The organism is Streptomyces sp. NPDC030838, from assembly GCF_055572035.1.
Window position 1 is genome coordinate 942,949 of sequence record NZ_JBVIED010000001.1, and the last position, 13,038, is coordinate 955,986.

General features: G+C 72.9%; 11 protein-coding genes. 3 read left to right on the top strand and 8 right to left on the bottom strand.

The window, feature by feature from the left end; genetic code table 11:
* Positions 1–25 precede the first annotated feature (25 nt).
* The 3 genes from ACZ42A_RS04230 to ACZ42A_RS04240 are packed head-to-tail and all read right to left on the bottom strand — an operon-like array spanning position 26 to position 5,447.
* Positions 26–1,939 carry an AMP-binding protein gene (locus ACZ42A_RS04230; RefSeq protein WP_468525581.1) on the bottom strand — a complete coding sequence of 638 codons (1,914 nt, stop codon included), beginning with the start codon at positions 1,937–1,939 and terminating at the stop codon, positions 26–28.
* Complete coding sequence (locus ACZ42A_RS04235) at positions 1,936–3,141, bottom strand: thiolase family protein (RefSeq protein ID WP_468525582.1); 1,206 nt, start codon at positions 3,139–3,141, stop codon at positions 1,936–1,938. The genes ACZ42A_RS04230 and ACZ42A_RS04235 overlap by 4 nt, the downstream gene beginning before the upstream one ends.
* A 32-nt stretch (positions 3,142–3,173) precedes the next feature.
* The gene (locus ACZ42A_RS04240) at positions 3,174–5,447 is read right to left on the bottom strand and encodes an MFS transporter (protein ID WP_468525583.1); all 2,274 of its coding nucleotides are present in this window, start codon (positions 5,445–5,447) and stop codon (positions 3,174–3,176) included.
* 118 nt (positions 5,448–5,565) lie between these two features.
* On the opposite strand from ACZ42A_RS04240, the gene ACZ42A_RS04245 reads away from it, so the two are divergent.
* Together ACZ42A_RS04245 and pgfA are read left to right on the top strand one after the other, a co-directional pair.
* A complete protein-coding gene (locus ACZ42A_RS04245; RefSeq protein ID WP_468525584.1) occupies positions 5,566–6,195 on the top strand; it encodes a TetR/AcrR family transcriptional regulator in 630 nt (209 codons plus the stop codon).
* A 142-nt stretch (positions 6,196–6,337) separates the two neighbouring features.
* Positions 6,338–7,300 (top strand): cell envelope lipid trafficking protein PgfA, encoded by a 963-nt coding sequence (gene pgfA / locus ACZ42A_RS04250; protein ID WP_468525585.1) that lies wholly within the window; start codon positions 6,338–6,340, stop codon positions 7,298–7,300.
* A gap of 82 nt (positions 7,301–7,382) precedes the next feature.
* On the opposite strand, the gene ACZ42A_RS04255 is transcribed toward pgfA, so the two are convergent.
* Genes ACZ42A_RS04255 through ACZ42A_RS04270 form a run of 4 tightly spaced genes read right to left on the bottom strand, consistent with a single transcriptional unit; the run spans position 7,383 to position 11,271 of the window.
* On the bottom strand, positions 7,383–8,285 hold the full coding sequence (locus tag ACZ42A_RS04255) for a sugar phosphate isomerase/epimerase family protein (RefSeq protein WP_468525586.1): 903 nt from the start codon (positions 8,283–8,285) through the stop codon (positions 7,383–7,385).
* A 1-nt stretch (position 8,286) separates the two neighbouring features.
* Positions 8,287–9,153, bottom strand: a complete 867-nt coding sequence (locus ACZ42A_RS04260; protein ID WP_468525587.1) for an ATP-binding cassette domain-containing protein — start codon at positions 9,151–9,153, stop codon at positions 8,287–8,289.
* 7 nt (positions 9,154–9,160) lie between these two features.
* Positions 9,161–10,237, bottom strand: a complete 1,077-nt coding sequence (locus ACZ42A_RS04265; protein WP_468525588.1) for an ABC transporter permease — start codon at positions 10,235–10,237, stop codon at positions 9,161–9,163.
* A complete protein-coding gene (locus tag ACZ42A_RS04270; RefSeq protein ID WP_468525589.1) occupies positions 10,237–11,271 on the bottom strand; it encodes a sugar ABC transporter substrate-binding protein in 1,035 nt (344 codons plus the stop codon). The genes ACZ42A_RS04265 and ACZ42A_RS04270 overlap by 1 nt, the downstream gene beginning before the upstream one ends.
* A gap of 210 nt (positions 11,272–11,481) precedes the next feature.
* On the opposite strand from ACZ42A_RS04270, the gene ACZ42A_RS04275 reads away from it, so the two are divergent.
* The gene (locus tag ACZ42A_RS04275) at positions 11,482–12,243 is read left to right on the top strand and encodes a GntR family transcriptional regulator (protein ID WP_468525590.1); all 762 of its coding nucleotides are present in this window, start codon (positions 11,482–11,484) and stop codon (positions 12,241–12,243) included.
* Between the two features lie 21 nt (positions 12,244–12,264).
* Here ACZ42A_RS04275 and ACZ42A_RS04280 read toward each other — a convergent pair whose 3' ends face one another.
* A complete protein-coding gene (locus tag ACZ42A_RS04280; RefSeq protein WP_468525591.1) occupies positions 12,265–12,912 on the bottom strand; it encodes a ScbR family autoregulator-binding transcription factor in 648 nt (215 codons plus the stop codon).
* Positions 12,913–13,038 lie beyond the last annotated feature (126 nt).

Below are 13,038 nucleotides of genomic sequence, written 5' to 3' on the forward strand. Positions count from 1 at the left end.
GAACTCCCTTGCGGATCGAGGATGTTCACTGGGTCGGTGTGCCGGTGGAGGCGAGGACCGCCGTGCGGATCGGGTCGAGCACGGCCGGGTCGACGAGGGTGGAGGTGTCGCCCGGCGGGTCGCCGGTGACGAGGGCGCGCAGCAGGCGGCGCATGACCTTGCCGTTGCGGGTCCGGGGCAGGTCGGGGACGGCCAGCACGCGGTCGGGGCGGAAGGCGGGGCCCAGGGCGTCGGCGACGCGGGCGCGGAGCCGTTCGGTGTCGGCCGGGCCGAGGGCGCGGCCTGGGGCGGGGACCGCGAAGCACCAGAGCGTCTCGCCCTTGACGGGGTGCGGGACGCCGACGGCGGCGGCCTCCGTGACCGCCGGGTCGGCGACGACGGCGTCCTCCGCCTCGGCGGGCCCGAGCCGTTTGCCGGCCACCTTGATGACGTCGTCGGCGCGCCCGTGCACGAACCACTCGTCCCCCACCCGGGACACCAGGTCGCCGTGCGACCAACTCCCCGGCCGACGGCTGAAGTAGGCCTCCCGGAACCGCTCCGGCGCCTGCCACAGCCCCTGGGTCATCCCCGGCCAGGGCCGCCGGACGACCAGCTCGCCGACCTGTCCCTCGGGCAGCTCCGCGCCGCACTCGTCGGCCACGACCGCGTCGATGCCGAGGCACGGCCCGGCGAAGCCGCACGGTGACTGCGGCACCACCGGCGCGGAGGCGAGCAGGGAGCCGCCGACCTCGGTGCCGCCGCAGATGTTGATCACCGGGCAGCGGCCGCCGCCGAACTCGGCGGAGTACCAGCGCCAGGCCTCCTCGGTCCACGGCTCCCCGGTGGAGGCGAGAACCCGCAGCCGGTCGGGGACCGCCGGGGTCGGCACCGCGCGGGCCCGCAGCATCCGCGACAGACTCGGCGAGCTGCCGAACACGGTGACCCGGTGCACCTCCAGCAGCCGCCACAGCCGCCCGGTGTCCGGATGGTCCACCGCGCCCTCGTACGCCACCACGCAGCCGCCCGCGAGGGTGGTGCCGACGAGGACGAGCGGGAACATGATCCAGCCGGGGTCGGTCACCCAGAACACCACGTCGTCCGGGCGGAGATCGAGGTGGTAGCGGGTCTCGCTGCCGACCTGCGCGGCGAAGCCGCCGTGGGTGTGGACCGCGCCCTTGGGGCGGCCGGTGGTGCCGGAGGTGTGCAGCAGCAGGAAGGGCGCGTCGGCGTCGAGGGACCGCGCGGGGAAGGGCTCGGCGGCGGCGAGCCCCTCCCAGTCGTCGGGGACGACGACCATGTGCCGTACGCCCGGCACGCCCGCGACCGCCGTCCGCGCCACCGCCTCCAGGTCGTACGCCCGTCCGTGCCGCAGCGTGGAGCGGGCGGTCACCAGGACCCGTGCCCCGGCGTCGGCGAGCCGGAGGGCGATGGCCTCCGCGCCGAAGCCGGAGAAGAGGGGCACGAGCAGCGCGCCGAGCCGGGCGCAGGCGAAGAGCAGCAGGAAGGCTTCGGGACCGGGTGGCAGACAGCAGGCCACCCGGTCCCCCTCCCCCACCCCGAGCGCGCGCAGCCCGCCCGCCACCCGTGCGCTGCCCGCGGCGGCCTGCGCGTACGTCAGCGCTCCGCGCCGGCCGTCCTCCCGCTCCCAGCGCAGTACGGGCGCCGCCCCGCGCCCCTGCCGGACGTGGCGGTCCAGGCAGGAGTCGGCGAGGTTGGTGCGGGCGCCGGGGAACCAGCGGGTCGCGGCGATGCCGCCGCTGTCGTCGAGGATCCGGTCGGGCGGGCGGTGCCAGACGATGCCGATGTCGGCGACCGCGCGCGTCCAGTACCACTCCGGGTCGGCGGCGGAGCGGGCCTGGAGCGCGCGGTAGCCGCCGTCGACGCCGTGGGCGCGGCAGAAGGCGGCGATGTTGCTCCGCTCGGTGAACTCCGGCGACGGGTGCCAGGCGTACGCCGTCACCGGGTGCCGCCCGGCTTCTCGGCGTCCGGGCTCTCGGCGTCCGGGTTCTCGATCAGCGCGGCAATGCCCTGGCCGCCGCCGATGCACAGCGCGACCACCGCCAGTCGGCCGCCGGTGCGGCGCAGTTCGTGGGCCGCCTTCAGCAGCAGCACCGCGCCGGTGGCGCCGATGGGATGGCCGAGGGCTATGGCGCCGCCGTTGGGGTTGACCCGGTCCGGGTCGAGTTTGAGGGTGTCGAGGACGGCCAGCACCTGGGCCGCGAACGCCTCGTTGAGTTCGAGCAGGTCGATGTCGTCGAGGGTGAGGTCGTTGCGGCGCAGCAGGGTGCGGATGGTCTCTGCGGGGGCGACGCCCATGATCTCCGGTTCGAGGGCCGTGACGGCCGCGTCGCGCAGCAGGCACAGCGGGGTGGTGCCGCGGGGCAGGTCGCGGGCGCGGGTGAGCAGGACCGCCGCCGCGCCGTCGTTGAGGCCGGCGGAGTTCCCCGCGGTGATGGTGCCGTCGTCGGCGAAGACGGTGGGCAGCGTGGCGAGCTTCTCCACCGTGGTGCCGGGCCGGGGGTGTTCGTCGCGCTCGACGACGCCGCCCGGGGTGGCGACGGGCACGATCTGCGCGTCGAACCGCCCGGCGTCGACGGCCTCGGCGGTCCGCCGCTGGCTCTCCGCGGCCCAGCGGTCCTGCCGCTCGCGGGAGATGCCGTACCGGTCCGCGACGATCTCGCCGGTCATGCCCATGGGGTAACGGCCGAAGGGGTCGGTGACGAGGGAGACGGTCCCGTCGATGGAGGACGGCCCGCCGAGTTCGTCGGGCGCGCGCTCGCTGTAGTCCAGCAGCGGCTGACGGGTCATCGACTCGGTACCGCCCGCCACGACCACGTCCGCGGCACCGACGGCGAGGGTCTGCGCGGCCGACCACACCGCCTGCAGGCCCGAGCCGCACAGCCGGTTGACGTTGTGGGCGGTGGTCCGCACCGGCAGCCCGGCGGCCAGGGTGGCACGGCGGGCGTTGAACGCCTCGGGGCCGACCTGGCCCACACAGCCGAGCACCACCTCGTCCACCGCGCCGAGCGGTGTCCCGGAGCGGACCACGGCCTCCCGGACGACGAGGGCGGCGAGGCGGTGGGCGGGCGCCGAGGCGAGGGCACCCTTGTACCGGCCGATCGGGGTACGGGCCCCGGCGACGACGGCGATGTCCACGGGCATCGGTCACTCCTTCGCGTTCATGTGGATGCGCATCAGGTGGCGGGACCGCCGGTGCCCAGCGCGCGGGCGTCGCGGTCGGGGCGTATCAGCAGCGCCGCGAGCAGCGCGCCGCCGATCAGCAGCCAGCCGGCCAGGTCGAAGGCACGGCCGTAGCCGATGGCCTCGGTCGGCGCGGCGTCGATGATCCGGCCGGTGACGTAGGGGGCGAGCAGGCTGGAGAGGGCGGCCAGGGCGTACGACAGGCCCAGCGCGGCGCTGCGCCGGGCGGGCGGGCAGATGTCGGCGACGGCCGCGTTGGTGAGCGGGGTCTGTCCGTTGCCCGCGCTGAACGCCAGGACCAGCAGCGGCAGCAGCAGCGGTGCGGGCCCGACGCGGGTCGTGAGCAGCAGGCACACCCCGGCGAGCAGCGGCAGCGCGGCGCCGAGCAGTCCCTGGGCGACGCGGGCACTGGTCCCGCCGTGCAGCAGCCGGTGCGCGACGGCCCCGGCGGTGAGCACCAGCACGGCCATCGCCAGGGCCGGCAGACCGACGATCACCCCGATCGCCGCGTCACCGAACCCGGCCTGCTCCTCCAGATAGAGCGGCAGCCAGGCGAAGCCGAGGGCGAGCGTCCACATCACGGCGAAGGTGGAGAGGGTCGCACCGAGCCAGGTACCGGTACCGACGATCCGCCGGAAGGGCACGGCCGAGGGGCGGGGCTCTGGGGTGGCGGGGGGCGGGGGCGGCTTCGCGTCGGCGAGGGCCGGGATCGGTACCGCGTCGCCGGAGTCCGGGGCCAGGCCCGCGTCGATGGCCGCCGAGCGCGGTCCCGCGCCGGCGCGTGCCTGCTGCGCGGCCGCGTCGGCAGAGGCCGAGTGCGGGACCGGGGCGGAAGCCGGGGGCGGGGTCCCGTCGGCGGAAGCCGGGGGCACGGCCGCGTCAATGGGCACCGGGCGCGGCCTCTCGTCGGCGGGCGCCAGGCGCGGTGACGCATCGGCGCGTGCCGGCTGCGGGTCCGCGTCGGCGGGGGCCGGGGGCAAGGCCGCATCGATGGGCACCGGACGCGGCTTCCCGTCAGCGGGTGCCAGGCGCAGGTCCGCGTCGGCACACGCCGGCCGCGGCTCCGCATCGGCGGAAGCCGGAGGCGGCACCGCATCAATGGACGCCGGGCGCGGCCTCCCATCGGCGGGCGCCAGGCGCAGGTCCACGTCGGCGTCCCCCGGCTTCTGATCCCCGTCGGCGGAAGCCGGGGGCAGGACCGCGTCAATGGATGCCGGGCACGGCCTCCCATCGGCGGGTGCCAGGCGCGGTATCGCGTCGCCACATGCCGACTGCGGCTCCGCCTCGGCGGAAGCCGGAGGCGGCACCGCATCAATGGACGCCGGGCGCGATATCGCGTCGGCAGGTGCCGGCTGCGGCTCCGCATCGGCGGAAGCCGGGGGCAGGACCGCATCGATGGATGCCGGGCGCGGCCTCCCATCGGCGGGCACCAGGCGCGGTATCGCGTCGGCAGGTGCCGGCTGCGGCTCCGCATCGGCGGAAGCCGGAGGCGGCACCGCATCGATGAGCGCCGCCTCGGCGGAAGCCGGAGGCGGGACCGCATCGATGGGCGCCAGGCCCGGCTTTCCGCCGGCGGGCGCCAGGTGCGGGTCCATGTCGGCGCCCGCCACCCGCGTATCCACGTCGGTCGGGGCCAGACGCTTCTCGGACGCGGCCGGTCCGGGGTGTGCCCGGTACGGGCCTCCGCCGCCGAGTCGTAGCCATGCGGCGGTCCACAGCAGCCCCGCTGCGCCGAGGAGGCCGAACGCGGCGCGCCAGCCGAGGGTGTCGGTGACCAGCAGGACGAGCGGGGCGGCGACGATGGTGCCGCCCGCGCCACCCGCGACGACGACGGCGGAGGGCAGGGCGCGCCGCTTCTCCGGGAACCAGGTGAACGCGGTGTAGTTGGCGAGTGGATAGCCCGGCCCCTCGCCCGCCCCGAGCACCACCCGGGTGGCGATCAGCGCGCCGTAGCCGGCCGCGGGGAGCAGGATCGGCAGTTGAGCGGCGGCCCACACCAGGGCGAGCGCGGCGAGCAGGGGCCGGGGGCGGATGTGGTCGCCGAGGAAGCCGACCGAGACGGCGGAGAGGCTGAAGAGCAGGTAGAAGCTGCTGGCGATCGTGCCGAACTCGGTGGCGGTCAGTCCCAGTTCGTCCTTCACGGGCCCCGCGGTCAGTCCGAGCACCGCCTTGTCGGCGGCGTTGATCACGACGAACAGGGCGAGCAGCGCCAGCACCGTGCGGGGCCGGGGCCCGGGCCGGACCGCTTCGGTGGAGAGGAACTTCATCCGGGCCCCCTTCGGCCGGCGCCTCCAACGGAACGGAACGGAGCCGTTCCGTGTGGCCGGGAACGTACACCCGCCCGAGACGGAACGCAACCGTTCCGTCCGGTGTTAGTCTCCGGCGATGGACTCGACCAGCGACGCGACCGGCCACGGCGCCCTCGACCGCCGCCCCACGGGCTCCGCCGTGCTCCGCGAATCCGTGACCGAGACGATCAGGCGGGCGGTCTTCGAGGAACTGGCCGAGACCGGGTACGCCCGGATGTCGATGGAGGCCGTCACCCGCCGCGCCCGGGTCGGCAAGGCGGCCCTGTACCGCCGCTGGCCGTCGAAGGAGGCGATGGTGGTGGAGCTGGTCTCCGAGGCCGCCGCCGCCCATCTGCCCGCCCCGGCCGGCTCCGGCTCGCTCCGCGCGGACGTCACCCGGTTCGTCCGGGACACCGTGGCCGACCTGAGCCACCCGCTGGTCGGGCGGATCATCCCCGATCTGGTCGCCGAGTCGGCCCGCAACCCGTCGCTGCGCGAGGCGCTGCACACGGCCGTCCTCGCGCCCCGCCGCGCCGCGGTCGCCGCGCTGCTGCGGCAGGCGGTGGAGCGCGGTGAGCTGCCCGCCGACATCGACATGGGCCTGGCCGTCGACCTGTTCGGCGCACCGCTGTACTTCCGGATGCTGGCGGTCGGCGGTCCCACCGACGAGGCCTACGTCACCCGGCTCACCCACGCGGTCCTGGCGGCGCTCGACGCGAGCCGCTGATCCCACTGACCGCGAGCCGCTGATCCCACTGACCCCGCCGCTTTTGTCACGCGCGTGCGTAGACGCGCCGCGACGGCCGCCCGTACGGTCTCCGGGCAGCGGGGCCGCCGCTGCCCCGGAGCCCTGAAGTGCCGGAGTGCCGATGCGCCGTAGCACCTCGCCCCTCTCCCTGGTCCTGCTGGGCCTGGGCGTCTTCCTGCTGGTCCTCGCGCCGCTGCTGGTCTGGTACGTCAAGCCGCGCGCGGCGGTGAACCCGATCGACATCGACGTCACCGCCGTCTACACCGGAACGGGCAGCTACTTCGACGTCGGCGAGGCCGAGACGGTCCACGACCGGCGGATCACCGTCACCCAGCGGGTGCGCGGCGACGTCGCCGACAGCGAGCGCAGCGGCAAGGCGGTCTGGGACGTGGTGACCACGGTCGACACCGACGACTCGCTGCCCGCGGCCGACCCGCACGACGCGCTGGACTTCTCCACCGACCGCTGGGTGACCGAGCGCCGCACCAACCGGCCCGCGCACTGCTGCGAGGAGCAGCCGTACCACGAGGGCGAGGCGTATCTGAAGTTCCCCTTCGGTGTGGAGAAGCGCTCCTACAGCTGGTGGGACAGCCAGCTGGGTTCGACGATCACGCTCTCCTACCGGGGCACCGAGAAGATCCGCGGCCACCGGGGCTACGTCTTCACGGGCACCGTCCCACCGACGAAGGTCGGCACCCGTCAGGTGCCCGGCGCGCTGGTCGGGCGGCCCGGCGCCGAGCAGGTGCTCGCGGAGGAGTGGTACGCGAACCACGGCATCAAGCTGGTCGTCGACCAGGCCACCGGCCGCACCCTGTACGCCCAGCTCGGCCCGCGCCGTACGCTGCGCGCCCCGGACGGCGACAAGGACGCCGTGGTGCTGCTCGACGTCCCGAAGCTCACCCACACCACCGCCACACAGGAGTTCGCGGTGAGCCGCGCCAAGGAGGACAACGCCCGGTTGCGCGCGGTGGGTTCGACCGTGCCGGTCGCCGCGGCGGCGACGGGGTCCGTGCTCGCGGCCGGCGGCGCGGTGCTGCTGGCCCGGGGCGGCCGGCGGAGCGCCGAGGCGGACGACGGCTCCTGAACCGGCCTCCGGGTCGGGCGCGGAGCGGCTGAAGCGGCCGCGACGGTGAGCGCGGGCACGAACCCGCGTCGCCGAACAGCCCTCACGCCCCGCAGGACCGCAGGAACTTCCGCGTGCGCACCGCGATCGGCAGGGGCTTGTCCGGCTCGCACGGGTACATGTCCTGCTCGACGATCGCGAACAGCTCGACGCCGAGACGCTGCGCCGCCGCCAGGACGGGCTCCAGTTCCGGCACGCCGCCGGGCGGCTCGCACATCACGCCGCGCTGGACTGCCGGGCCGAACGGCACGCCGTTCGCCACCACATCGGCGAGGATCTCGGGGTCGACCTGCTTGAGGTGCAGATAGCCGATGCGCTCGCCGTAGGTCTCGATCAGCTTGACGCTGTCGCCGCCGCAGTAGGCGTAGTGCCCGGTGTCCAGGCAGAGGTTGACCAGCTCGGAGTCGGTGGAGTCGAGGAAGCGCTCGACGTGCGCCTCGGTGTCGATGTGGGTGTCGGCGTGCGGGTGGACGACGATGTCCAGGCCGTAGGTCTCCTTCACCTCGTACCCGAGCCGCTCCATGCCCTTGGTCAGGTACGCCCACTGCGCACCGGTCAGCTCCGGCGGCTCCAGGATCTCGGCGGTCTTGTCGTCCCGCCAGAAGGAGGGGATGACGACGAGATGCCTCGCGCCCATGGCCTGGGTGAGGGCGGCGACCTGGCTGACGTGCTCCCAGGTGGCGTCCCAGACGGCGGGGCCGCGGTGCAGGCCGGTGAAGACGGTGCCCGCGGAGACCTTCAGGTTCCGCTTGGTCACCTCGTCGGTGAGGCGTGCCGGGTCGGTCGGCAGATAGCCGTACGGGCCCAGTTCGATCCAGGAGTAGCCGGCCTCGGCGACCTCGTCGAGGAAGCGTTCCCAGGGCACCTGCTGCGGGTCGTCGGGGAACCAGACGCCCCAGGAGTCGGGGGCGGAGCCGACCCGGATGCGGTCGAGCACAGGGGCCATGTCAGGTGTTTCCTTCCGAGGGGGTCGCGGCGGGGGTCTGGAGGTCCTGCTCGTCGGGGAGTTCCTCCACGTCGACACCGCGGACCTGTGCGAGTTCGTGCTTGAGGGCGGCCAGTTCGGCGCCGCCGGCCATGTGGTTGGTCAGCTCCTCGAGGCTGACCTCGCTGCGGTCGGCGGAGAGTTCGAGGGTGCCGAGGCGCAGCACGCTGAAGTGGTCGCCGACCATGTAGGCGTGGTGGGGGTTGTGGGTGATGAAGATGACGCCGAGGCCGCGGTCGCGGGCGGCGGCGATGTATTTCAGCACCACCCCGGACTGCTTGACGCCGAGCGCGGCGGTCGGCTCGTCGAGGATCAGCACCCGGGCGCCGAAGTGGACCGCGCGGGCGATGGCGACGCACTGGCGCTGGCCGCCGGAGAGGGTGCCGATGGGCTGTTCGAGGTCGTCGAGGACGATGCCCATGGCGCGCAGTTCCTCGTCGGCGGTCCGCTTCATCGTCTCGATGTCGAGGCGGCGGACCGGCCACGGCCCCTTGGTGATCTCGGAGCCGAGGAAGAAGTTCCGCCACACCGGCATCAGCGGGACGGTCGCCAGGTCCTGGTAGACGGTGGCGATGCCCCGGTCGAGGGCTTCGCGCGGGGTGGAGAAGCGGACCGGCTCGCCGTCGACCAGGAACTCGCCCTCGGTGTGCTGGTGCAGCCCGGAGACGATCTTGATGAGGGTGGATTTTCCGGCGCCGTTGTCGCCGAGCACGCAGGTCACCTTGCCTGGGCGGACGGTCAGGTCGACGCCGTGCAGGGCGCGGATGTTGCCGTACGACTTGCCGGCCGCGCGGAGTTCGACGAGAGGTGTCTCGGTCACGGTGGTCATGGGTGGGTCACCTCCGGGTCGCGGTCCTGCGGACCCACAGATTGATCAGGGTGGCGCCGAGCAGCATCACGCCGAGGAAGGCCTTGAACCAGTCGGGGTTCCAGCCCGCGTAGACGATGCCCTGCTGCACCATGCCGAACATGAAAGCACCGAAGACCGGGCCGATCGCGGAGCCGTAGCCGCCGGTGAGCAGACAGCCGCCGATCACCGCCGCGGCGATGTAGATCAGCTCCTGGCCGACGCCCTCGCCGGACTGCACGGTGTTGAAGGAGAACAGCTGGTGCATGCCGACGAACCAGGCGCCGAAACCGACCAGCATGAACAGCGAGATCTTGGTGAAGGTGACGGGGACGCCGACCGCTCGCGCGCTCTCCTTGTTGCCGCCGACCGCGAAGATCCAGTTGCCGTACTTGGTGCGCAGCAGCACCCAGGTGGCGAGAGCGGCGAAGACCAGCCACCACACCACGGTGATCTTCACCTGGACGCCGCCGACGTCGAAGGACGAGGCGAAGATCGCCTTGGCCTGGTCGAAGCCGTCCATGTCGCTGATGTCGTCGGTGGCGACGTTGCCGGTGATCAGCTTGGTGACGGCGAGGTTGACGCCCTGGAGGATCAGGAAGGTGCCGAGGGTGACCAGGAAGCTCGGCAGTCCCGTCTTCACCAGCATCCAGCCGTTGAACAGGCCGATCGCGAGGGAGGTGATCAGCGCGGCGATCACACCGACCCAGACGTTCATCGTCAGCTGGTAGCTGATCATGCTGGCGGTGAGCGCGGAGGTGACCACCGCGACGCCGGACGACAGGTCGAACTCGCCGCCGATCATCAGCAACGCCACCGGCAGGGCCATGATCCCGATGGTCGACGACTGGTAGAGGATGTTCGCCATCGAGCTGCCGTCGCGCACCGGTGGGGCGGTGACCAGGAAGAACACGAACACCGCGACGGCACCGAGGAAGACGCCCACCTCGGGGCGGGCGAGCAGCCGCAGCGCCAGCGGGCGCCGGGCAGTGCGCCCGTCGGTCTCCTTGGGGCCGGGGGCCGGCGGTGTGGTCACCGCCGGCGCAGCCTGCTGGGTCATGCTCATCACCGGGTGCCCTTCGCGGCGAACTCGGCGATCCGGTCGACGTTGGACTTGTCGACGAAGGCCGGGCCGGTCAGCACGGGCTCCTCGCCGCCGCCGCTGTAGTTGCCGTTGTTCTTGTAGAGCCACAGGGAGTCGACCGCGAGGTAGCCCTGGAGGTAGGGCTGCTGGTCGACGGCGAACTCGATGGAGCCGTCGCTGATGGCGCCGGTCAGCTGCTTGTTGAGGTCGAAGGTGGCGACCTTCGCCTTGCTGCCGGACTCGGAGACCGACTGCGCCGCGGTCAGCGCGAACGGGGCGCCGAGGGTGACGACGTAGTCGATGGCGTCGTCCTCCTTGAGCTTGGCGCTGATCGTCGACTTCACCGAGGGCATGTCGGTGCCGTTGACGTACAGGGTCTCGGTGTCGCCGGAGAAGGTCTTCTTCACGCCGTCGCAGCGCTGGGTGAGGCCGATGTTGCCCTGTTCCTGGATGACGCAGACGGCCTTCTTGGCGCCGGACTCGTTCAGCCGCTTGCCGAGCGCCTCGCCGGCCACGGTCTCGTCCTGGCCGAAGAACTCCATGAGGCCGAGCTTCTGCCACTCGCTCACCCCGGAGTTGAGGCCGACCACGGGTATCCCGGCCGCGTTCGCCTTGCTGATCACGTCCTTGAGGGCGTCCGGCTTGGCGAGGGTGATGGCGATGCCGTCGACCTTCTGGTCGATCGCGTTCTGCACCAGGTTGGCCTGGTTGCCGGCGTTGGGGTCGGCCGAGTAGACCAGCTTGACGTTGTCCTTGTCGGCGGCGGTCTGGGCGCCCTTGCGGACGATGTCCCAGAAGGTGTCTCCGGGCGACTGGTGGGTGATCAGGGCGACCGTCATCCGCGGTGTGGAGGCCTTGCCCGCGGCGGCGCCCTCCGGGGACTCCTCGGCCTTCTTGCCGCCGGAGCTGCTGGAGCAGCCCGCGAGGACCAGGGCCGCTGCCGCTGCCACGGCCAGGGCTGAGGTGATGCTGCGGGAGCGGGAGCGGGACGAGCGGTCCCGAGGAGTGCGGTCCATCTTTCCTGCACCTCACTGTGCGACGGGGGAAGCACGGCTCTGCCTTGCGGCTGTTGCGTTGAGACCGGATTCCATCCCTTGGCGCGCCCGCTGTCAATACTTTGTTAAGACATCATTTCACAAGCAGGTCCGAATGTAAGTACAAACGATTGACAAGGCGGCGCTCCCCGGCCTACACCTGGTGACCGACCGCCCACAGGAGGTGTCCCCGTGGCGACGACCGTCTCCGCACTCGATGCCGTGCGCTTCACCCTCGACCGCACCAGCCCGGTGCCTCTGTACTACCAGCTCGCGCGCCAACTGGAAGAGGCCATCGAGCACGGGGTGCTGGCCCCCGGGAACCTGCTGGGCAACGAGGTCGACCTCTCCGCCCGCCTCGGGCTGTCCCGGCCGACCGTCCGGCAGGCCATCCAGTCCCTCGTCGACAAGGGCCTGCTGGTGCGCCGCCGCGGCGTCGGCACCCAGGTGGTGCACAGCCAGGTCCGGCGTCCGCTGGAACTGAGCAGTCTCTACGACGACCTGCAGGCCGCCGGACAGAGCCCGGCCACCCGGGTGCTGCACAACGAACGGATCCCGGCGCCAGCCGACGTGGCCGCCGCGCTCGGCGTCCCGGAGGGCGGCGACGTCGTCGTCCTGGAGCGGCTGCGCCTCACCCACGGCCAGCCGGTGGCGTTCCTGTGCAACTACCTGCCGCCGGACCTGCTCGCCCTGGACACGGGCCGGCTGGAGACGACCGGCCTGTACCGCATGCTGCGCGCGGCCGGCTTCACCCTGCACAGCGCCCGCCAGACCGTCGGCGCCCGCTCCGCCACCGCCGAGGAGGCGGCCCGCCTGGACGAGCACGAGGGCGCCGCCCTGCTCACCATGCAGCGCACCGCCTACGACGACACCGGCCGCCCCGTCGAGTACGGCACCCACATCTACCGCGCCTCGCGCTACGCCTTCGACTTCCAGCTGCTGGTCCGGCCCTGATCGACGAGACGCCCCCTAGGGTCAAGGAGTCGGCGACGCCTGCTCCCGCGATGCCAGCAGCCGTTCGGCGCGGTACGGGGACATGTCCAGTTTGGCGAGGACGCCGACACTGGCGACGTTGGGCAGGATCAGCTGGTAGAGGCGGGCGATCTCCTCGCCCAGGCCGGGCCCGTCCGGCAGGGCCTCGGTGACCAGCTGCACCCCGGTCCAGGCGCCGACGGCCAGCCGTGCGATCTCCTCGGGGACCGCGTGCGGCAGCAGTTCGCCGCGCTCCTTGGCCTCGACGAGCAGATCCCGGCCCAGGTCGATCCAGTCCGGCCAGCGGGTGCCGAACAGGCTGCGCGCCCGGGGGTCGACGGACAGCTGGACGGCGGCCCGCAGCATCGGCTCCCGGGGCAGCCGGTGGGCGAGCAGCAGTCCGAGGTCGACCCACTCCTGGAGCTTGTACGTCTGCGGGATGATCCCCTCGCGGGTCACCGCCCGGGCGAGCACCCCACGCGCCATGGCCTCCTTGGTCGGGAAGTGGAAGTAGAGGGCGCCGCGGGTCAGTCCGGTCCGCTCGACGAGCGCCGCGATGGTGGCGGCTTCGTAACCGACCTCGATGAAGAGGCTCGCCATGGCCTCCAGAATGGACTCACGCGTACGGATCGCACGCTCCTGCCGCGCCACTCGGCCGCCCCCAGACTCGCCCCCACGCCCCGAGGGAACGTTGATCGATCAACCACGTCCTACCGAAGGTTCGGTATGTTACCAAGGCCCGAACTCGGCCGGGACGGCGGAGCCGGAGACGGGATT